The organism is Rhodovulum euryhalinum (assembly GCF_004342445.1).
Lineage (GTDB): Bacteria > Pseudomonadota > Alphaproteobacteria > Rhodobacterales > Rhodobacteraceae > Rhodovulum > Rhodovulum euryhalinum.
In genome coordinates this window covers 12,749-32,395 of record NZ_SLWW01000016.1, presented here as the reverse complement: position 1 = coordinate 32,395, position 19,647 = coordinate 12,749, and the positions used below count along the sequence as shown (strand labels likewise).

General features: G+C 67.1%; 19 protein-coding genes. 13 read left to right on the top strand and 6 right to left on the bottom strand.

From position 1 onward, the window contains the following. The first annotated feature begins 15 nt into the window (after positions 1 to 15). Both EV655_RS16315 and EV655_RS16310 read left to right on the top strand, forming a co-directional pair. The gene (locus tag EV655_RS16315) at positions 16 to 582 is read left to right on the top strand and encodes a hemerythrin domain-containing protein (protein WP_132546424.1); all 567 of its coding nucleotides are present in this window, start codon (positions 16 to 18) and stop codon (positions 580 to 582) included. An 87-nt stretch (positions 583 to 669) separates the two neighbouring features. Continuing rightward, positions 670 to 915, top strand: a complete 246-nt coding sequence (locus tag EV655_RS16310) for an HP1242/YdcH family protein (protein WP_132546423.1) — start codon at positions 670 to 672, stop codon at positions 913 to 915. A 10-nt stretch (positions 916 to 925) separates the two neighbouring features. Here EV655_RS16310 and EV655_RS16305 read toward each other — a convergent pair whose 3' ends face one another. The 3 genes from EV655_RS16305 to EV655_RS16295 all read right to left on the bottom strand — a co-directional run bounded on the left by EV655_RS16305 (position 926) and on the right by EV655_RS16295 (position 4,197). Beyond that, positions 926 to 1,405, bottom strand: a complete 480-nt coding sequence (locus tag EV655_RS16305; protein ID WP_132546422.1) for an SRPBCC family protein — start codon at positions 1,403 to 1,405, stop codon at positions 926 to 928. A 58-nt stretch (positions 1,406 to 1,463) separates the two neighbouring features. Further along, positions 1,464 to 2,867, bottom strand: coding sequence for a helix-turn-helix domain-containing protein (locus EV655_RS16300; protein WP_132546421.1), 1,404 nt, complete (start codon positions 2,865 to 2,867; stop codon positions 1,464 to 1,466). A gap of 73 nt (positions 2,868 to 2,940) precedes the next feature. After that, positions 2,941 to 4,197, bottom strand: coding sequence for a multidrug effflux MFS transporter (locus EV655_RS16295; protein ID WP_132546420.1), 1,257 nt, complete (start codon positions 4,195 to 4,197; stop codon positions 2,941 to 2,943). A 217-nt stretch (positions 4,198 to 4,414) separates the two neighbouring features. On the opposite strand from EV655_RS16295, the gene EV655_RS16290 reads away from it, so the two are divergent. The 6 genes from EV655_RS16290 to EV655_RS16270 all read left to right on the top strand — a co-directional run bounded on the left by EV655_RS16290 (position 4,415) and on the right by EV655_RS16270 (position 9,873). After that, entirely contained in the window at positions 4,415 to 5,947 is a 1,533-nt protein-coding gene (locus EV655_RS16290; protein ID WP_132546419.1) for an acyl-CoA carboxylase subunit beta, read from the top strand. 51 nt (positions 5,948 to 5,998) lie between these two features. Then, positions 5,999 to 6,466 carry a DUF6497 family protein gene (locus EV655_RS16285; protein ID WP_243645112.1) on the top strand — a complete coding sequence of 156 codons (468 nt, stop codon included), beginning with the start codon at positions 5,999 to 6,001 and terminating at the stop codon, positions 6,464 to 6,466. A gap of 199 nt (positions 6,467 to 6,665) precedes the next feature. After that, positions 6,666 to 6,794, top strand: coding sequence for a hypothetical protein (locus tag EV655_RS19045; protein WP_279389348.1), 129 nt, complete (start codon positions 6,666 to 6,668; stop codon positions 6,792 to 6,794). A 69-nt stretch (positions 6,795 to 6,863) separates the two neighbouring features. Further along, positions 6,864 to 7,223 (top strand): hypothetical protein, encoded by a 360-nt coding sequence (locus EV655_RS16280; protein WP_132546418.1) that lies wholly within the window; start codon positions 6,864 to 6,866, stop codon positions 7,221 to 7,223. Between the two features lie 313 nt (positions 7,224 to 7,536). Next, entirely contained in the window at positions 7,537 to 7,740 is a 204-nt protein-coding gene (locus tag EV655_RS16275; protein WP_132546417.1) for a hypothetical protein, read from the top strand. Between the two features lie 132 nt (positions 7,741 to 7,872). Next, positions 7,873 to 9,873: an acetyl-CoA carboxylase biotin carboxylase subunit gene (locus tag EV655_RS16270; protein ID WP_132546416.1), complete on the top strand. Its 2,001-nt coding sequence runs from the start codon at positions 7,873 to 7,875 to the stop codon at positions 9,871 to 9,873. A 55-nt stretch (positions 9,874 to 9,928) separates the two neighbouring features. Here the strand turns inward: EV655_RS16270 and EV655_RS16265 are convergent, their stop codons facing one another. Continuing rightward, complete coding sequence (locus EV655_RS16265) at positions 9,929 to 10,405, bottom strand: DUF4174 domain-containing protein (RefSeq protein WP_132546415.1); 477 nt, start codon at positions 10,403 to 10,405, stop codon at positions 9,929 to 9,931. A 101-nt stretch (positions 10,406 to 10,506) separates the two neighbouring features. Between EV655_RS16265 and scpA the strand changes: the two genes are divergently transcribed. From scpA to EV655_RS16240, 5 genes are all read left to right on the top strand, one after another. Next, positions 10,507 to 12,639, top strand: a complete 2,133-nt coding sequence (gene scpA / locus EV655_RS16260; protein WP_132546414.1) for a methylmalonyl-CoA mutase — start codon at positions 10,507 to 10,509, stop codon at positions 12,637 to 12,639. Between the two features lie 136 nt (positions 12,640 to 12,775). Then, entirely contained in the window at positions 12,776 to 13,393 is a 618-nt protein-coding gene (locus EV655_RS16255) for a VOC family protein (protein WP_132546413.1), read from the top strand. Then, the gene (locus EV655_RS16250; RefSeq protein ID WP_132546412.1) at positions 13,393 to 13,911 is read left to right on the top strand and encodes a GNAT family N-acetyltransferase; all 519 of its coding nucleotides are present in this window, start codon (positions 13,393 to 13,395) and stop codon (positions 13,909 to 13,911) included. The genes EV655_RS16255 and EV655_RS16250 overlap by 1 nt, the downstream gene beginning before the upstream one ends. A gap of 9 nt (positions 13,912 to 13,920) precedes the next feature. Continuing rightward, a complete protein-coding gene (locus EV655_RS16245) occupies positions 13,921 to 14,604 on the top strand; it encodes a molecular chaperone DjiA (protein WP_132546411.1) in 684 nt (227 codons plus the stop codon). Further along, positions 14,601 to 15,632, top strand: coding sequence for an endonuclease/exonuclease/phosphatase family protein (locus EV655_RS16240; protein ID WP_132546410.1), 1,032 nt, complete (start codon positions 14,601 to 14,603; stop codon positions 15,630 to 15,632). The genes EV655_RS16245 and EV655_RS16240 overlap by 4 nt, the downstream gene beginning before the upstream one ends. 21 nt (positions 15,633 to 15,653) lie before the next feature. Here EV655_RS16240 and EV655_RS16235 read toward each other — a convergent pair whose 3' ends face one another. Together EV655_RS16235 and EV655_RS16230 are read right to left on the bottom strand one after the other, a co-directional pair. Next, positions 15,654 to 16,895, bottom strand: coding sequence for a PAS domain-containing protein (locus EV655_RS16235; protein WP_132546409.1), 1,242 nt, complete (start codon positions 16,893 to 16,895; stop codon positions 15,654 to 15,656). Between the two features lie 316 nt (positions 16,896 to 17,211). Then, positions 17,212 to 19,515 carry a Tex family protein gene (locus tag EV655_RS16230; RefSeq protein ID WP_132546408.1) on the bottom strand — a complete coding sequence of 768 codons (2,304 nt, stop codon included), beginning with the start codon at positions 19,513 to 19,515 and terminating at the stop codon, positions 17,212 to 17,214. Positions 19,516 to 19,647 lie beyond the last annotated feature (132 nt).

Genomic DNA, 19,647 nt, shown 5'->3' with positions numbered 1-19,647 from the left:
CCTAGCTCACGCAACATGACCGATGCCCTGACACTCGAAACCCGCGCGGGCCTGCCCGATGCGCTGCGGGTGCTGCTTGACGAACACCCGCGCGATCTGTGGCAAAGCCATGCGCAGTACGACGGCCTGACCCGGTTCTGGCTGGAGCGGCATCTGATGTTCCGCATGCTCATCGACCGGATCGGGCTCGAAAGCCGGGCAATCCTCGACCGAAGCGCCGCGCCCGACCGGGCGGTTCGCAACACAGCGCGCTATGCGCAGATCCTGCTGGGCGAATTGCACGGCCATCACCAGATCGAGGATAAGCATTATTTCCCCCGCCTCGTCGCGGCGGAGCCCCGCCTTGCGCGCGGCTTCGATATCCTCGATGGTGACCACCATGCGCTCGACGGGCACCTGCACGGCCTCGCCGAGGCGACCCGGCGGCTGATCCGTGCACAGCCGGCCGACCTGCGGGACAGCGCCGGGATGCTTGACGGGACACTCGCCGGGTTCGGCCGGTTCCTCTACCGCCACCTGGTCGACGAAGAGGATCTGGTCGTGCCGATCCTTCTGACCCATGGCGAGGCGCTTGGCGTCTGAACCCGTCCGGGTTTGATCGGGGTCAAGGACAGCCGATCCGCAGGGTTCCTACGGTCGATCCGAACATAACTGGAAAAGGAGACGGGAATGTCCCACACGCCGCACGAGCTTGCCGAGGAGTTCCCCGACCAGGCGGACATGATGCACGAGCTCAAGGCGAAGGACGCCCATTTCGCGCGCCTCTTCGACGAATATCACGACATCAACGGCGCCGTGCACCGGGCCGAGACCGATATCGAGCCGACCGACGATCTGCACCTGAACGAAATGCGCAAGACGCGGATGCATCTCAAGGACGAGATCGCCCGCATCCTGCGCACCGCCGCCGCCTGACGCGCAGCCTTCAGCTTTCGGCGGCCTCGCTTTGCCGTTCCTCGGCGGGGCCTTCGACGGCGGCCGTGAAATTGTCGAAGAACTGGTCGGCCAGCCGCCGCGCCGTGCCGTGGATCAGCCGCGAGCCGAGTTGCGCGAGCTTGCCGCCCACTTCGGCATGGACATCGTAGATCAGTTCCGTGCCGCCGTCTTCGGCATCCTGCAGCCGCACATCCGCGCGCCCCTTGGCAAAGCCCGCGACGCCGCCCTTGCCCTCGCCCGAGATCTTGTAGCTCTGCTCTTCCACCAGGTCCGACACCGTGACGGCGCCCTTGAAGGTCGCCTTGACCGGGCCGATCTTCTGTTTGACCATAGCCTCGAACCCGTCCGCGATACTGCCGTCTAGTTCCTCGCAGCCTGGGATGCAGGCCTTCAACGTGTCCGGATCGGTCAGGCGTTCCCACACCACCGCCCGGTCGGCCGCAATGATGCGGCTGCCCGTGAGTTCCATGAATTCCTCCCTGTTCTTCCCGCCCTCATTTACGGGCCGCGCAGGGGAATCGTCAAAGCTATTCCGCGACCTCGTAAGGCAGGACGCCGCGCCGGTTGGGATCGACGCTGAGCCGGCGTTCCAGCGGCGGAACCGCGCGCTGGTGGCAATTGCGCCGCTCGCAGATCCGGCAGGAGATGCCGATCGGCTCGAACGCGGCGGAATTCGTCAGGTCCAGGTCGTCGGCATAGACCAGCCGGTCGGCATGCCGGATCTCGCAGCCAAGCCCGATCGCGAATCGGCGCACCGGCGCCCCCCACGCGCCGCCCGGCTTGGTCACGTCGCAGGCGAGGCAGAAATAGCGTACCCCGTCCGGCGTCTCGGCCAGTTGCCGCCGGAACCGCCCCGGCGTCTCGAAGGCGCGGTAGACGTTCCACAGCGGACAGGCCCCGCCGAAGCGCGCGAATTGCAGCCGCGTTGCCGAGTGGCGCTTGGTGATCGTCCCCGCCTGGTCGACCCGAACGAAGAAGAACGGCAACCCCTTGGCGCCGGGCCGTTGCAGCGTGGACAGCCGATGCGCCACCTGCTCGACCGAGGCGCCGAACCGGTCGGCCAGCAATTCCAGGTCGTGCCGTGTGTCCTGCGCCGCGTCGAGAAAGCGCGTATAGGGCAGCAGCGCGGCCCCGGCGAAATAGTTCGCCATTCCGATCCGCGCGATGTCGCGCGCCTCGGGGCTCTGGAACCGGGCCAGATCCAGCGTCGCCTCCAGAAGCTGGTATTGTGTTACAAGTGCAAGCTGATGCAACAGCTGGAAACGCCGGGTGGCGCCGGTCAGCCGGGCCGAAAGGATCAGCGTGCGGCTCTGCATGTCATAGGTCCGCACCCCGGGAATATCTTCGGATTTCAGGGTGATGCCGGCCGCTTCCAAGGCATCGGCGGCACGCCGTTCGGGGTCGTCCGGCCCGGCGCCCGCGCGGGCAAAGCGTTCCGCGGCGCGGTCCACTGCATCAATGTAATTATCGCAATAGTGAAAGAAATCACGCACCTCTTCCCAGGGTGAGGGGTGCAGCGCCGAGTCCTCGCGCCCCAACGCCTCGTCCAGCGAGGCCAGCCTTTCGTGGCTTTGGCGATAGGCGCGGTGCAGTTCCAGGAAGGCGCGCGCCAGTGCCGGTGCATTCGACGCGGCCAGCCGCAGATCCGCCAGCGGCGGGGCCAGTTCGCCGAAAACCGGGTCGGCCAGCGCCTCGCGCATGTCCGAGATCAGCCGTTCGGCATCGCCCGAGGACAGTTCCGTAACGTCGAAACCGAACTCCGAAGCCAGCGCCAGCAGCACCGTGGACGACACCGGCCGGTTGTTGTTCTCCATCTGGTTCAGATAGGGCAGCGAGACCCCTAGCCGCGCCGCGAAATCCTTCTGCGTCAGCCCCAGCCGGGCGCGGGTTTCACGCAGTTTCACGCCAGCATAGAGTTTGCGCGTGGTCATCGGCGGTATCCGTCTGATTTGCAGGTTCGCAATGCGTCCCGTATCGTTTGCAAACTGGTCGCGCAAGTCCGGGTCAGAGCCGCGGAGGGCGTGACTTGGGGGGTGGGGTGGCGTCCAGCGGCCCCTCCAGCCGGTCGATCCGGCGCACATAGAGCACCGAAAGAACCGCCAGCAGCGAGGTTGTGAGCATGATCCCCAGAAGCGGCCAGGCCCCGGTGCCTGGAACCAGCAGCGCGCCTGCCAGTGCCGACAGCCCCGCGCCGCCGCCGATCATGATCGCGCCGCCCAGCCCGCTGGCCGTGCCCGCCAGGTGCGGGCGCACCGACAGCATGCCCGCGGTCGCGTTCGGCAGCGTCATCCCGTTGCCAAGCCCGACCAGCGCCATCACCCCGAAGAAGGCCAGCGGATGTGTCGCCCCGAGCGCGAACAGCGCCATGGACACCAGCGGCGCGGAGCCCGCGACCAGGGTGCCGTACAGGATCATCCCGTTGATCCCGACCCGCACCGAATACCGCCCGGACAGGTAGTTCCCGCCCATGTAGCCAAGCGCCGCGATCCCGAAATAAAGGCCAAGCGCCGCGGGCGGCAGGCCGAACACCTCGGAACCCACGAAGGGCGCGCCGCCCAGATAAGCGAAGAATGCGCCGGAGGCAAAGCTGGCGGCCAGCGCATAGCCCCAGAACCGGCGCGAGCGCAGAAGCTCGGGATATTCGCGGAACTGGCCAGCCAGGCTGACCTTGCGGAATGTCGCCGTTTCGCCCAGATCCGCCCAGATCAGCGCCAGAACCAGCGCGCCGCAAAGCAGCAGTGCGCCAAAGCTTGCCTGCCACCCGAACGCCTCGTCCAGCAGGCCGCCCACCGCCGGGCCGACCATCGGCACCAGCGCCATGCCCATGGTGACATAGCCGATCATCGAGGCGGCCTGCGCGTCCTCGACCATGTCGCGCACCACCGCGCGCGACAGTACCATGCCGGTCACGATCACCGCCTGCGCCATGCGGAACGCAAGAAACAGTGTGGCATTGGGGGCAAGGATGCAGCCAAGCGTTGCCATCAGGAACAGCGCCGTCGAGACCAGCAGCACCGGGCGCCGCCCGTAACGATCCGAAATCGGGCCGATCGCCAGTTGAAGCACCGCGTTCACCGCCAGGTACAGCGCCACCGACAGTTGCATCAGCCGGTAGTCGGTCCCGAAATGCTCGGCCATGATCGGCAGCGACGGCAGGAAGATGTTCATCGACAGCGCCGGTAGCCCCGCGAGCAGCACGAGTGTCAGGATGTGGGGCGGGGTCGTACGGTCGAGAAACCGCACCTCGGGTCGCGTGGACATGGTTTCGGATTACGCCCTGGTCAATAATTTGTCCATCCGGTCAAAACCCGGCCGAGGTCCGCCCTTGCGAATGGGCGAAATCACGCCGCCGGAGTTTGCAGGTTTGCAATTTGCGGAACACACCCTGTCAATAGTTTGCAAATTAACCGAATTGGGCTTTGAACCCCGACCCGGTATCGCTAGGTTGCCGCAAATTTCCGCAAGGGGTCCAGTGCTGATGAAAGACATCCTGAACGAGCTTGAACGCCGCCGTGACATCGCCCGTCAGGGGGGCGGCGAGAAACGGGTCGCGGGCCAGCACCACAAGGGCAAGCTGACCGCGCGCGAGCGTATCGACCTGTTGCTCGACGAGGGCTCGTTCGAAGAGTTCGACATGTTCATGGCCCATCGCTGCACCGATTTCGGAATGGAAGAAAACCGCCCCTACGGTGATGGCGTCATCACCGGCTGGGGCACCGTCAACGGCCGCCAGGTCTACGTCTTTTCCCAGGACTTCACCGTGCTGGGCGGGTCGGTCTCGGCTACCCATGCCCAGAAGATCTGCAAGATCATGGATATGGCGATGCAGAACGGTGCCCCCGTGATCGGCATCAACGATTCGGGCGGAGCCCGCATCCAGGAAGGCGTCGACAGCCTTGCGGGTTATGGCGAGGTGTTCCAGCGCAACATCGAGGCCTCGGGCGTGGTGCCGCAGATCAGCGTCATCATGGGGCCTTGCGCGGGCGGGGCGGTCTATTCGCCGGCGATGACCGACTTCATCTTCATGGTGCGCGATTCCTCGTACATGTTCGTCACCGGCCCCGACGTGGTGAAGACCGTGACCAACGAGGTCGTCACCGCCGAGGAACTGGGCGGGGCCTCCACCCACACGAAGAAGAGCTCGGTCGCCGACGGCGCCTTCGAGAACGATGTCGAGGCGCTTTACGAGGTGCGCCGGCTGGTCGATTTCCTGCCGCTGAACAACCGCCAGGCCCCGCCCGTGCGCCCGTTCTTCGACGACCCCGAGCGTGTCGATGCCAGCCTGGACACGCTGATCCCCGACAACCCGAACCAGCCCTACGACATGAAGGAGCTGATCCTCAAGGTCGCGGACGAGGGCGATTTCTACGAGATCCAGGAAGAATTTGCCAAGAACATCATCACCGGCTTCATCCGGCTCGAAGGCCGCTCGGTGGGCGTGGTGGCGAACCAGCCGATGGTGCTGGCGGGCGTGCTGGACATCGACAGCGCACGCAAGGCCGCCCGCTTCGTGCGGTTCTGCGACTGCTTCGACATCCCGATCCTGACCTTCGTCGACGTCCCCGGCTTCCTGCCCGGCACCAAGCAGGAATATGACGGCGTCATCAAGCACGGCGCCAAGCTGCTGTTCGCCTATGGCGAGGCCACCGTGCCGAAGGTGACTGTGATCACCCGCAAGGCCTATGGCGGCGCCTATGTCGTGATGAGTTCCAAGCATCTCAGGGGCGACATCAACTATGCTTGGCCGACCTCGGAAATCGCGGTGATGGGCGCCAAGGGCGCGACCGAGATCCTCTATCGCTCGGAACTGGGTGATGCCGACAAGATCGCGCGCCGCACCAAGGATTACGAGGACCGCTTTGCCAACCCGTTCGTGGCGGCCGAGCGCGGCTTCATCGACGAGGTGATCCAGCCCCGTTCGACCCGCCGCCGCGTCTGCCGCGCCTTCGCGGCGTTGCGCAACAAGAAGCGCCCGATGCCCTGGAAGAAGCACGACAACATCCCGCTCTAGGCCCAGGATCGGCCGGTGCCCACGGCGCCGGCCGGCGACGGAGGTGGCCCGATGCCCGATTTCCAGATGACCCAAGGCGTCTCGCGCCCTGTCGCGCCCTTTTCCCGGTGGGGAAAGGCGGCGGGATGCGTGTCCCATGTGCTGGCGCTGGCATTGGCCGCATCCTCCCTTTCGGCGCAGGGGCTGATCGACGTGCCCTCGGGCCAGCCGGTCACCCACCATGACACGATCACTGGCGAGCCGGGTCCCGAGGGATTGACCCTGCGCTTCCGGTTCCTCGCGCCGCAGATCGCCCGCGAGGGGGGCGCGATGCCGTTCGAACTGGCCGCGGGCGACATGGAATACCTGTGCGAGACCTACGCCCTGCCGCGGCTTGCCGAGATCGGGCCCAAGATCGCGCAGGTCGTCATCACGCTGATGGACCGCCCGGTGGACTTCGGCGCGCCCGCGCCCGAGGCCACCCAGTTCTTCGAGGCCTTCCGCCCCGAGGATGGCCGCTGTGTGTGGGAGGGTTTCTGACGATGCCGCAACACCTTGCACGCCGATTCGAAGGCGGGCGGAAAGCTGCGCTTTTTGAGTCACATCCCGCAGCATCCGCTTGCGCGGCATGTGCAAAGCATCTGGATTGGTCTATGATTCTGGCTGGTCGCGAAAGCGTGACCTTCAACGTGATCGGGGCAGGTCTTCAACCGACCCCCGCAATATTAGGGAGTTCCGGATGTCCAAGAGCATCAAGGCCCTCGTGGCGCTGTCCGTCGTGGCGTTTGCTGCGGCCTGTGCCCAGCAAGAGGAAGTCGTGTACGTCGAACAGCCCGTCGTGGCCGAGCCGACGTCCACCAAGTACTGACATGGTCTCGGGGCGGGCTTGGCCCGCCCCGAATCCCCCTGCGCGACCCCTGGTCCGGGAGGCTGCGCGATGCTGAAGCACAGGGGCTTTCCCGGCCGCCTTCCCGGCACAGATTTCCAGTTCACCATCCGCCGCGCCAACAAGGACGGCGCCGTCCGGCTGATCGCGCGCGAACGCTTCGCCGACCGCCGTCCCGCGGACCGGCGCGCCGACGAGGGATTCCTTGCCGCGCTGTGGGAGCATTTCGGCGACGAACCGTTCGAGCGGGGCAACCTGGATGCGGGACGGCTTTCGTGGTTCTTCGGCCGCGAGGTTGTCCCCGCCGAGGATCCCTTCGACCCCGAAAGCTACGAGGCGCTGCTCCGGATAGATGTCGACCGCGCCCGCGTTGCTTTCCCTTCGATCATCGGCAGGGGACGATCGGCATGAACTTGCTCAGCCGCCTGGCAGATGGGCGGGAATCAGCCAAAATCAACTCGCCTCTCCGTTGTGGGCTTTTCTTTTTCCCGCAAGTCTGGAATCCTGACTTTGGACGCGATCAGGCGATACCCCTTCGCCCCCGCGTTTGGTACTACCGTTACCCTTCCCCAACCCCCGGGCCTGATCCATATTCTTGGGTCAGGCCCACCCCTTTTCCGGGACTGCGGCGACGCGCCGCCTGCGACCGCGATTTCCGCTTTGTGCTGGCGGTCTTCACTGTAATATCGCGTCGCAATGACAAACCCATCGGAGGCGGAGTAGGATGCTTAATCTCAAGGTTCTGGCGGCATTGGCCGCAATCGTCGCGCTTTCCGCGTGCAACATGTCCCGCGATCAGGAGCGGGCGGCTGTCGGCGCATTGGGCGGCGCAGTCGTGGCCGAAGTGCTCGACGTCAATCCCCTCGCGGGGGCCGCGGCCGGGGCGGCCGCGGGCGCGCTGTGCGACGACGCGGGCGTGTGCAACTGATCTGATCCGGCGGGTCTTCGGACCTGCCGCGACACGATGTGAAAGGGTCATCTGGGCTGCGCGCCCCGGTGGCCCTTGTTTTTTCGAATGCCGGGGCGGACGCCGCCCGGCCGATGGCTGGAAAGGACGTAGATGTTCGACAAGATCCTGATCGCGAACCGGGGGGAGATCGCCTGCCGGGTCATCAAGACCGCCCGCAAGATGGGCATCAAGACGGTGGCCGTCTATTCCGACGCGGATCGCCACGCGCTGCATGTCTCGATGGCAGACGAGGCGATCCATATCGGACCGCCGCCCGCGAACCAGTCCTACATCGTGATCGACAGGATCATGGAGGCGATCCGCCAAAGCGGCGCGCAGGCCGTGCATCCCGGCTATGGCTTCCTGTCCGAGAACAGGCTCTTCGCCGAGGCGCTCGAAAAGGCCGGTGTCGCCTTCATCGGCCCGCCCGCCAGCGCGATCGAGGCGATGGGCGACAAGATCACGTCCAAGAAGCTGGCCGCCGAGGCCGGTGTTTCGACCGTGCCGGGCTACATGGGGCTGATCGCGGATGCCGACGAGGCGGTCAAGATCAGCCAGCAGATCGGCTATCCGGTGATGATCAAGGCATCCGCCGGTGGCGGCGGCAAGGGCATGCGCATCGCCTGGTCCGATCAGGAGGCGCGCGAGGGCTTCCAGTCGTCGAAGAACGAGGCCGCCAACAGTTTTGGCGATGACCGCATATTCATCGAGAAATTCGTCACCCAGCCGCGCCATATCGAGATTCAGGTGCTGGCCGACACCCACGGCACCTGTCTTTACCTGGGCGAGCGGGAATGTTCGATCCAGCGCCGCAATCAGAAGGTCATCGAAGAGGCGCCGAGCCCCTTCCTCGACGCCGCTACCCGCCGCGCGATGGGCGAACAGGCCTGCGCGCTGGCCCGCGCGGTGGGCTACACCAGCGCGGGGACCGTCGAATTCATCGTCGACGGCGACCGGAACTTCTATTTCCTGGAAATGAACACCCGGCTTCAGGTGGAACATCCGGTCACCGAACTGATCACCGGCATCGACCTTGTCGAACAGATGATCCGCGTGGCGGCGGGCGAAAAGCTGTCCTTCGGCCAGACGGATGTGAAGCTGAATGGCTGGGCCATGGAAAGCCGGCTTTACGCCGAAGATCCCTACCGCAACTTCCTGCCCTCGATCGGGCGGCTGACGCGCTATCGGCCCCCGGCGGAATCGGCGCATGACGCGGCCGTGGTGCGCAACGATACCGGCGTCTACGAGGGCGGCGAGATCAGCATGTACTACGACCCGATGATCGCCAAGCTCTGCACCTGGGCGCCGACCCGCGACCAGGCCATCGAAGAGATGCGCACCGCGCTCGACGCCTTCGAGGTCGAGGGCATCGGCCACAACCTGCCGTTCCTTTCGGCGGTGATGGATCACCCGCGGTTCTGTTCGGGCAACATCACCACCGCCTTCATCGCCGAGGAATATCCCGACGGTTTCGGCGGCGTGAGCCTGCCGAAGGAAGAACTGCGCCGCGTGGCGGCGGCCGCGGCCGCGATGTTCCGCGTGGCCGAGATCCGGCGCGCGCGGATCTCGGGCACGATGGACAACCACGAACGCACCGTCGGCACCGAGTGGGTGGTCGTGGTCCAGGGCGAGCGGTTCCGCATCGCCATCGATGCCGACCGCCAGGGTTCGACCATCCGCTTTGCCGAGGGCGATTCCCATCGCGTCACCTCGGACTGGACGCCCGGCCAGTCGCTGGCCCGGCTCGAGATCGATGGCGAACCGCTGGTTCTCAAGGTCGGCAAGTCGCCTAACGGCTACCGCATCCGCACCCGCGGCGCCGACATCAAGGTGGCGGTCTACACCCCCCGCCAGGCGGAACTGGCCGCCCTGATGCCCGAGAAGCTGCCCCCCGACACGTCGAAATTCCTGCTCTGCCCGATGCCCGGGCTGATCGTGACCATCGATGTGGAAGAGGGGCAGGAGGTGCAGGAAGGCCAGGCGCTCTGCGTGGTCGAGGCGATGAAGATGCAGAACATCCTGCGCGCCGAGAAGAAGGGCATCGTCGCGAGCATCAAGGCCGGGCCCGGCGACAGTCTCGCCGTCGACGAAGTGATCATGGAGTTCGAATGATCCACGCCCCGCTCCCGCATCCCGCGCCCCGGCTCTCTGCCGGGGTGGCCGGGTCTCAGCCGGGCGGGGCGCCGTGCCGGTCGCGGATCTCCTGCTGCCGCAGCGGCATCTTGTCGATCGAGCGCGAGATCTCGCGCACGTCCCAGGGTGCCGGCTTGCGCAGGTTCACGCGGCCGTCCTTGCCGAGGATCGCCAGCATGAAGCCCCGTGGCCGTAATGCGAGGCGCAACTCGGTTCTGGCGGCGGGGTCGGTGTCGACGATCACCACCACGTCGCGCAGTGCCAGCTCGTCCATCCGGGCGGTCAGGTACTCCATCTGCTCGCGGAATCGCGGATCGGCCGGGCTGTCGGCAAACACCACGACCGGCCGCGCGATCCACTGGAACTCTGCCAGCGTGACATCGCGCGCATCCAGCACGACCTTGTGGTCCTCCTGCCAGCGTGCCAGTGCCGAGGCCTCCTCGACCGCGCCGGAGGGCAGGGCAAGGACGGTGATGGCCGCCAGGGCCAAGGATGCGAGACGGTATTTCATGAACCCTCCTGACGCGACACATATAGGCGCCTCGGAGCGGAAAGCGAAGATTGAACCCGTGCGGGATGCGCGGGGATGAAACGGGAAAGAAGGACGATCCGATGACGGACAAGACCGCGCGCTGGGCCGAAAGGGCCGCCAAGGAACTGAAGGGCCGCAGCCTGGAGGATCTGACCTGGGACTCGCCCGAGGGCATCGCCGTCAAGCCGCTTTATACCGAGGACGACATCGCTGACCTGCCGCATATGGGATCCGTCCCCGGCGAGGCGCCGTTCACCCGCGGTGTGCGCGCGACGATGTATGCCGGCCGGCCCTGGACGATCCGGCAATATGCGGGCTTTTCCACCGCCGAGGAGAGTAACGCCTTCTACCGCAAGGCGCTGGCCGCCGGGCAGCAGGGCGTGTCCGTTGCCTTCGACCTCGCCACCCACCGCGGTTATGACAGCGACCATCCGCGCGTGGTGGGTGACGTGGGTAAGGCGGGCGTGGCGATCGACAGCGTCGAGGACATGAAGATCCTCTTCGACGGCATCCCGCTGGATCAGGTCTCGGTCTCGATGACGATGAACGGCGCGGTGATCCCGGTTCTGGCCAGCTTCATCGTCGCGGGCGAGGAACAGGGCGTCGACCGGGCGCTGCTCTCGGGCACCATCCAGAACGACATCCTGAAAGAGTTCATGGTGCGGAACACCTATATCTATCCGCCCGAACCCTCGATGCGGATCGTGGCCGACATCATCGAATACACCTCGACCGACATGCCCAGGTTCAACTCGATCTCGATCTCGGGCTACCACATGCAGGAGGCCGGCGCGAACCTGGTGCAGGAACTGGCCTTCACGCTGGCCGACGGCAAGGAATACGTGAAGACGGCGCTGGCGCGCGGGCTGGATGTGGACGCCTTTGCCGGGCGGCTGTCGTTCTTCTTCGCCATCGGCACCAACTTCTTCATGGAAATCGCCAAGCTCCGCGCCGCGCGCTTCCTGTGGCACCGCATCATGTCGGAGTTCGAGCCGAAGAACCCCGGCTCTCTGATGCTGCGCACCCATTGCCAGACCTCGGGTGTGTCGTTGCAGGAGCAGGACCCCTACAACAACATCGTGCGCACGGCGTATGAGGCGATGAGCGCGGTGCTCGGCGGCACCCAGTCGCTGCACACCAACAGCTTCGACGAGGCGATCGCGCTGCCCACCGAATTCTCGGCCCGGATCGCGCGCAACACCCAGCTGATCCTGCAGAACGAGACCAAGGTGACCAAGGTCGTCGATCCGCTGGCGGGGTCCTACTACGTCGAGAAGCTGACCGCCGACCTGGCCGAGGCCGCGTGGAAGCTGATCGAGGAAGTCGACCAGATGGGCGGCATGACCAAGGCGGTGGCCAGCGGCATGCCCAAGCTTCGGATCGAAGAGGCCGCCGCCAGGTGGCAGGCCGCTGTCGACCGCGGCGAAGAGGTCCTGGTGGGGGTCAACAAGTTCCGCCTCGCCAAGGAAGACCCGATCGACATCCTCGACATCGACAACGTCAAGGTGCGCGACAGCCAGATCGCCCGGCTGGCCACGATCCGCGCAAGCCGCGACCAAGCGGCCTGCGACGCCGCGCTCGCCGCGCTGGAACAGGCCGCTTCCAGCGGAGAAGGGAACTTGTTGCGCCTCGCGGTCGAGGCCGCCCGGGCGCGGGCAACCGTGGGAGAGATCAGCATGGCAATGGAAAAGGTGTTCGGACGGCACCGGGCCGAGGTCAAGACCCTGTCGGGCGTCTACGGCGCGGCCTACGAGGGCGACGAGGGCTTTGCCGCGATCCAGAAGGCGGTCGAGGATTTCGCCGAGGAAGAGGGGCGCCGCCCGCGGATGCTGGTGGTCAAGATGGGCCAGGACGGCCATGATCGCGGCGCCAAGGTGATCGCCACGGCCTTTGCCGATATCGGCTTCGACGTCGATGTGGGCACGCTGTTCCAGACCCCCGAAGAGGCCGCGCGCGACGCCATCGACAACGACGTGCACGTGATCGGCGTTTCCTCGCTGGCCGCCGGGCACAAGACGCTGGCGCCCAAGCTGATCGAGGCGCTGAGGGCGCAGGGCGCCGAGGACATCATCGTGATCTGCGGGGGCGTGATCCCGCAGCAGGATTACGAGTTCCTCAAGGCCGCTGGTGTCAAGGCGATCTTCGGGCCGGGGACGAACATTCCCGCCGCCGCCAACGACATCCTGCGCCTGATCCGCGAGGCCCGGGCCTGACGCGACGCCGCCGGGCCGGACCGGTCCTGTCCCGGAGGCCCGTGACGCAGCGTCACGGGCCTTTCGCGCCATTGCCTGCCCGGCCCCGCCGGGGATGTCATGCCATCGACGATGACCCGGAGGAGGGCCGCAGGCCATGCTGACGCTCGATCATCTTGCCGTTTCGGCCCAGACCCTCGAAGCGGGCGTCGCCGCGGTCGAGGACCGGCTTGAGGTGCGTCTTTCTCCCGGCGGCAAGCATCCGGCGATGGGTACCCACAACCGGCTCTTGCGGCTGGGGCCTGGCCTCTATCTCGAGGTGATCGCGATCGACCCCGCGGCCCCCGCACCCGGCCGGCCGCGCTGGTTCGATCTCGACCGGTTCGCCGGGCCGCCCCGGCTGACCACCTGGATCGCGCGGTGCGACGATCTGGATGCCGCCCTCGCCCTTGCGCCGCCCGGCGCGGGCGTTCCGATGGATCTGGCACGCGGCGATCTGCGCTGGCGGATGGCCGTGCCCGAGGACGGGCGCCTGCCCTTTGACGGGCTCTTTCCGGCGCTGATCGCGTGGCAGGGCCGCGCGCATCCGGCGGCGCTGTTGCCCGAGACTGGTTGCCGCCTCGCGGGGCTCGAACTGGTCCATCCGCGCGCGGACGCGCTGCGCCAGGCCCTGACCGGCCTGATCGGCGAGCCGCTGATCGCGCTGCACCAGGGCCCCGCGCCCGCGCTGCGCGCGCTGATCGACACGCCCTCGGGACGGCGGGTGCTGGAATGATGATCCGCCCCGCCACCCCCGCGGATGCCTCTGCCCTCGCGGCGATCTGGAACCCGTTCATCCGCGACACCTTCGTCACCTTCAATTCCGCCGAGAAGACCCCCGCCGAGGTTGCCGCCCTGGTCGAGTCGCGGGCCATGGCCGGGCATGGCTTTCTGGTGGCGGTCGAGGGTGGCGCGACCCTCGGCTTTGCCACCTATGGTCAGTTCCGCACGGGCGTGGGCTATGCCCATAGCATGGAGCACACGATCCTTCTGGCGCCCGAAGGCCGGGGCAGGGGGCTTGGCCGCGCGCTGATGGCCCGGCTGGAGACCCATGCCGCCGCGGCCGGTGTCCATTGCATGATCGCGGGGGTCAGCGCCGCCAACCCGGACGGCGTCGCCTTTCACGCCGCGATCGGCTATGCCCAACTCGCGCGCCTGCCGCAGGTGGGGCGCAAGGCCGGGCGCTGGCTCGATCTCGTGCTGATGCAGAAGGTGCTTTCCGCCGCACCTGACACCGGTCCCGCCGCGGGCTAGGATCGGGCCATGTCGCTCTGGTCCCGCATCGCCGCCGCCGTATCGGCCCTCGCCACGGGGGAAAGCCTGGCCGTCGTCTTCGACCGGCTGCGCACGCCACCCGAACGCACGGTTGCCTTCACCATCGCGGTGATCGCGCTGGGCGCCAAGATGGCCAAGGCCGACGGCCGGGTGACGCGCAACGAGGTCGCCGCCTTCCGCGAGGTGTTCACCATCCCCCGCGCCGAGGAATCGAACGCCGCCCGCGTCTTCGACCTGGCCCGGCAGGATGTGGCTGGCTTCGAGGAGTATGCCGGGCGCATCGCTGGCATGTTCCGGGGCGAGGGCGCCCCGCTCTGCGACCTGATGGAAGGGCTGTTCTTCATCGCGCTGGCAGATGGCGATTATCATCCGGCCGAGGATGCCTTCCTCGCACGCGTGGCCGAGATCTTCGGCCTGACCGAGCGGCAGTTCCGTACACTCCGCGCCCGCTTCGTGCCCGACGCAGCGCCCGATCCCTATACCGTGCTGGGGGTCGAGCCCGGCGACGATCTGGACACCATCCGCAAGGTCTGGCGGGCCGAGGTGCGCGAGACCCATCCCGACCGGATGCAGGCCCGCGGCGTGCCGGAAGAGGCGATCCGGCTGGCCGAGAAACGGCTGATCGCGGTCAACGCCGCCTGGGAACAGATCGTCGCCGAGCGCGCCGCATGAGGATCGCGACCTACAACGTCGAATGGTTCAACAGCCTGTTCGACGATGCGGGCAACCTGCTGGACGACGACAACCCTTCGGGCCGGCAGGACGTCACCCGCCACGCCCAGATCGAGGCGCTGGGCATCGTCTTCACTGCGCTCGACGCCGACGCGGTGATGATCATCGAGGCCCCCGACCATAACGGCCGCCGCACGACCGCCACGGCGCTTGAAACCTTCGCCCGTGTGATGGACCTGCGCGCACGGCGTGCCCTCACCGGCTTTCCGAACGACACCCAGCAGGAAATCGCGCTGCTCTACGACCCCGACCGGCTGACGGCCCGCCACGACCCGCAGGGCGATCCGACCGGCAAGAAGGGGGCTACCGGCGCGCCGCGCTTCGACGGGGTGTTCCGGCTTGATGTCGACGTGGATGCCGCGCCCGAACTGATCCGGTTTTCCAAGCCGCCGCTGGAACTGGCGGTCCGGACCGCGGGCGGTTTCGCCTTCCGCATGATCGGAGTGCACGTCAAGTCCAAGGCCCCCCACGGCGCCACCACGCCCGAAGAGGTCATCCGCATCTCGATCGAGAACCGCCGCAAGCAGTTGGCGCAATGCATCTGGTTGCGCCAGCGGATCGAGGCGCATCTGGCCGCAAGCGACCCCCTGATCGTGCTCGGCGATTTCAACGACGGCCCCGGGCTTGACGAATACGAGAAACTGTTCGGCCGGTCGGGGGTCGAGATCGTGATGGGGCTGGACGCGCCGCCCGGGATGCGGCTGCATGACCCCCATGCAAGGCAGGCGCTGCAGGGGCTGTTTGCCGCCCAGCCCGCGACCGCACGCTTCTTCATTGCGACCGAGGGGCGCTATCTTTCGGCGCTGCTCGACTACGTGATGGTCTCGTCCGATCTTTGCGCGCTCGGCCCGCGCTGGCGCATCTGGCACCCGTTCGATGACCCCGGCCTCTACCGCGTGCCCGAACTGCGCGAGGCGCTGCTGGCCGCCTCGGACCATTTCCCGGTCAGCCTCGACATTGCGCTCTAGCGCCGGCTGGGCCGGCCGCGGTCAGGCGGACAGCCGTTCCAGGAACCGTCCGGCGCCGCCATGGATCTGATCGGACAGCTTGGCGATCGTGTCCAGCCGCGCCTTGATCTCGCTGTGAAAATGGTCAAGCTCGTCGATCGCGGCAACAAGGCCGGTTCCGTTGTCGCGCAGCCGCGCACATTCGACCTGGCCCATGACCCGGATCGAGTCGAGGCCCAGCACGATCCGGCGGATCTCCTGGCAGGTCTGCGACAAGGTGTGGGCGACCCGCATCGCCTCGGCCAGGCCCGCCCGGGCGCGGGCGGCGCATGCTGCCTCCTTGGTGCTCAGAAGCGCCATCTCGGCCGCCTTGTCGTTCGGGCCAACGGAATTGCCCTCGATCCCGAACTGGCGCACCAGTTCGGACTGGACCTCGGCGCATCCCAGCAGGAACATCCCGTCGCTCACCACGCGGGACATGCGTTCGCAGAGATTGCCATCCTGCCCGGCAAAGGCCCGCAGCCGATCGAAGATTTCCTGGGATGCGGTCCGGTAGTTCTCGGCGATCGCGGTCAGCGGGCCGCCCGCGGGCTCGACCCGGTTCGCGAAGATGCGGATATTCGTCGGGATCGACTGAAGGTCGCGATAGGTGCGGCCAAGCGCCTGCTGCTCCACCGCCGCGGATGTCAGGTTCTGGCCGACCGTTTCAAGGTCGCGCAGCCCGCCCATGCCCCGCGTCCCGGATACCTCGGACCGCGCGGCGATCTCGCGGCCCAGGGCCTGCGCCATGAAATCGGAATAGCTGCCGAAGCCAAGCTCGCCCAGCTGCGCAAGCAGGATCTGCGCGCTGGCTTGGGGCGAAAGATCCTCGTCCAGCTCGCGCTGGCGCAGCGCCGCGTATTCCTCGCGGATGCGCTCGAAGATCGGGCTGCTCGGCTTGATGCGCACCGACAGGAACCCGTCCTGCATCGGCATCACCACGGCGAAGACCCAGTAATGGCGCCCGTCCTGCGCGCGGTTCTTGACATAGGCACCCACCGGCTGTCCGGCGCGGATCGTCTCCCACAGCAGCCAGAACACCGCCTTTGGCATGTCGGGGTGGCGCACGATCTTGTGCGGCGCGCCGATCAGCCGCGGCCAGTCATATCCCGAGACGCGCCGGAACACCGAATTGCCCGCCACGATCACGCCCCGTGAATCGGTCCGCGAATAGAATATCTCGTCGATCTCGAACGGAACCTCGTTCTCGTCCGCGGCATCGCCACGCCTGGCCACGAGGTTCATTTCACGGCCCTCGATCGTTTCAACATGCAATTCCTGTAGACTTCCCGAAAGGAACCGCCCGCCACATCGGCGATCCGCATTGTGGACCCCTTCCAGATCCGCCCGGTAAAGGTCGTTCCGGCGTGGCCATTGCGTCGCATCGTCATCGAATCACGCGGCAACCCCTCGGGGAGTATCGGCAAATTCGGCCGAATCTAAGGCACTTGCCCGCGATTCGACGCGACTTTGATCATCGTGTTTACGCGGCGTAACGTCAATCTCGTGACGTGCATTTCAAGTCTCGAACTCGCCAAAAGGGTGCGGGGGGCACCGCCGCTCAGTCCTTGCGCCTCAGTGCGGCCTTCAGCGCGTCGCCAAGGGCGCCGGTCTCCGGTCGCCCGGGCCGCCCCCGCTCGCCGCGCTGCGCCGGGGTACTGCGCCGGTCGGGCCCGGCGGGCCGATTCTCGCCTGCCTCGGCGTCCTTGCGCATGGACAGGCCGATGCGCTTGCGCGGAATGTCGACCTCGACCACCCGCACCTTCACCACGTCGCCTGCCTTGACGACCTCGTGGGGGTCCTTGACGAACCGGTCGGCCAGTTGGCTGATATGCACCAGCCCATCCTGATGCACGCCGATATCGACGAAGGCGCCAAAGGCCGCCACATTGGTCACCGTGCCTTCCAGCACCATGCCGGGCTTCAGATCCTTGATGTCCTCGACCCCGTCGGCAAAGCTGGCGGTCCTGAAGCTCGGGCGCGGGTCGCGGCCGGGTTTCTCCAGTTCCGCCAGGATGTCGCGCACCGTGGGCAGGCCGAACCGGTCATCCACGAAATCCTCGGCGCGCAATCCCTTCAGTGCCGCGCCGTTGCCCATGATCTCGCGCAGGTCGCGCCCGCAGGCCGCCACGATCCGGCGGGCCACGCCATAGGCCTCGGGGTGGACGGACGAGGCATCCAGCGGCTCGGCGCCGCCCTGAATGCGCAGAAACCCCGCCGCCTGCTCGAATGCCTTCGGCCCCAGCCCGCCGACCTTCAGCAGCGCCTTGCGCGAGGCGAACGCGCCATTGGCATCGCGATGGGCGACGATGGACTGCGCCAGCGACGGACCCAGCCCCGCCACATGCGCCAGCAGCGGCGCCGACGCGGTGTTCAGGTCCACGCCCACCGCGTTCACCGCGTCCTCGACCACGGCCTCCAGCGTCTGGGCAAGGCGGCGCTGGTCGACATCGTGCTGGTACTGGCCGACGCCGATGGATTTCGGCTCGATCTTGACCAGTTCCGCCAGCGGATCCTGAAGCCGCCGCGCGATGGACACGGCGCCGCGCAAGCTGACGTCCAGATCGGGAAATTCCCGCGCCGCCAGTTCCGAGGCCGAATAGACCGAGGCGCCCGCCTCGGACACCACCACCGTCACCGGCCGTGGCCCGCCCTCGGGCAACAGCCGCAGCGTGTCCGCGACCAGCCGTTCGGTCTCGCGGCTGGCGGTGCCGTTGCCGATGGCGACCAGTTCGACACCATGGCGGCGGATCATCTCGATCACCTTCGCCTGGACGCCCTTCAGGTCATTCTTCGGCTGGAACGGGTAAAGCGTCGCGGTCTCGACCAGCTTGCCGGTCGCATCCACCACCGCCGCCTTGACCCCCGTCCGGATGCCGGGGTCCAGCCCCAGCGTCGGGCGCGCGCCCGCAGGCGCGGCCAGCAGCAGGTCCTTCAGGTTCCGGGCGAACACGTTGATCGCCTCTTCATGGGCGCGGCGGCGCAATTCGCCCAGCAGGTCCATGTACATCGCAAGGCTCAGCTTGACCCGCCAGGTCCAGCCCGCCGCCTCGCGCAGCCATCTGTCGCCGGGACCATCGCCCGTGATGCCGATCTCGGCCGCGACCATGCCGATGGCACGGGGGGTGCCGGTTTCGGGATCGGGGGCGATCTCGATGGTGACGATTTCTTCCCTGGACGCGCGCAGGATGGCCAGCGCCCGGTGCGCCGGGATGCCGGCCCATTTCTCGCGATGGTCGAAATAGTCCGAGAACTTAGCGCCTGCCTCCTCCTTGCCGGGTACCACGCTGGCGGCGATGAACGCCTCGTCCTGCATGAAGGCGCGCAGCCGGCCCAGAAGTCCGGCGTTCTCGGCCAGGTCCTCGGCCAGGATGTCGCGCGCGCCCGCCAGCGCCGCCTTGACGTCGGGCACCGCCTCCGACAGATAGCCCGCCGCCAGCGTTTCGGGCACCGCGCGCCGGTCGTCGAGGATCGCGCGCAACAGCGGCTCCAGCCCGTTTTCGCGGGCGATCATCGCCTTGGTGCGGCGCTTGGGCTTGAACGGCAGGTAGATGTCTTCCAGCGTGGCCTTGGTCTCGGCCCCCGCGATGGCGCGGGCCAGCGCGTCGGTCAGCTTGCCCTGCTCGCGGATCGAATTCAGGATCGTTTCGCGCCGCGCCTCCATCTCGCGCAGATAGGCCAGCCGGTCGGCCAGCAGGCGCAACTGGGTATCGTCCAGCCCGCCGGTGACCTCCTTGCGATACCGTGCCACGAAGGGCACCGTCGCACCCCCGTCCAGCAGCCCGGCCGCGGCATCGACCTGCTGGGGCCGGGCCCCGATCTCGGCGGCGATGGTGCGGGCGATGCGGGTCTCGGCAGCGGTCATGGGCGGGCTCCTCGGATGGGGCGGGCGGCCTTGATAGCGGGGGCCGACGGGGCCGCCAAGGGGCTGTCGCCGGCACCGGATGGCCCGGCAGGCCCTCGCGCTTCAAAAGGCGTCGAAGTCATCCTATATTGC

Coding starts and splice junctions, on each gene's coding strand:
- EV655_RS16315 (WP_132546424.1), top strand. CDS start 16: ATGACCGATGCCCTGACACTCGAAACCCGCGCGGGCCTGCCCGATGCG.
- EV655_RS16310 (WP_132546423.1), top strand. CDS start 670: ATGTCCCACACGCCGCACGAGCTTGCCGAGGAGTTCCCCGACCAGGCG.
- EV655_RS16305 (WP_132546422.1), bottom strand. CDS start 1,405: ATGGAACTCACGGGCAGCCGCATCATTGCGGCCGACCGGGCGGTGGTG.
- EV655_RS16300 (WP_132546421.1), bottom strand. CDS start 2,867: ATGACCACGCGCAAACTCTATGCTGGCGTGAAACTGCGTGAAACCCGC.
- EV655_RS16295 (WP_132546420.1), bottom strand. CDS start 4,197: ATGTCCACGCGACCCGAGGTGCGGTTTCTCGACCGTACGACCCCGCCC.
- EV655_RS16290 (WP_132546419.1), top strand. CDS start 4,415: ATGAAAGACATCCTGAACGAGCTTGAACGCCGCCGTGACATCGCCCGT.
- EV655_RS16285 (WP_243645112.1), top strand. CDS start 5,999: ATGCCCGATTTCCAGATGACCCAAGGCGTCTCGCGCCCTGTCGCGCCC.
- EV655_RS19045 (WP_279389348.1), top strand. CDS start 6,666: ATGTCCAAGAGCATCAAGGCCCTCGTGGCGCTGTCCGTCGTGGCGTTT.
- EV655_RS16280 (WP_132546418.1), top strand. CDS start 6,864: ATGCTGAAGCACAGGGGCTTTCCCGGCCGCCTTCCCGGCACAGATTTC.
- EV655_RS16275 (WP_132546417.1), top strand. CDS start 7,537: ATGCTTAATCTCAAGGTTCTGGCGGCATTGGCCGCAATCGTCGCGCTT.
- EV655_RS16270 (WP_132546416.1), top strand. CDS start 7,873: ATGTTCGACAAGATCCTGATCGCGAACCGGGGGGAGATCGCCTGCCGG.
- EV655_RS16265 (WP_132546415.1), bottom strand. CDS start 10,405: ATGAAATACCGTCTCGCATCCTTGGCCCTGGCGGCCATCACCGTCCTT.
- scpA (WP_132546414.1), top strand. CDS start 10,507: ATGACGGACAAGACCGCGCGCTGGGCCGAAAGGGCCGCCAAGGAACTG.
- EV655_RS16255 (WP_132546413.1), top strand. CDS start 12,776: ATGCTGACGCTCGATCATCTTGCCGTTTCGGCCCAGACCCTCGAAGCG.
- EV655_RS16250 (WP_132546412.1), top strand. CDS start 13,393: ATGATCCGCCCCGCCACCCCCGCGGATGCCTCTGCCCTCGCGGCGATC.
- EV655_RS16245 (WP_132546411.1), top strand. CDS start 13,921: ATGTCGCTCTGGTCCCGCATCGCCGCCGCCGTATCGGCCCTCGCCACG.
- EV655_RS16240 (WP_132546410.1), top strand. CDS start 14,601: ATGAGGATCGCGACCTACAACGTCGAATGGTTCAACAGCCTGTTCGAC.
- EV655_RS16235 (WP_132546409.1), bottom strand. CDS start 16,895: ATGAACCTCGTGGCCAGGCGTGGCGATGCCGCGGACGAGAACGAGGTT.
- EV655_RS16230 (WP_132546408.1), bottom strand. CDS start 19,515: ATGACCGCTGCCGAGACCCGCATCGCCCGCACCATCGCCGCCGAGATC.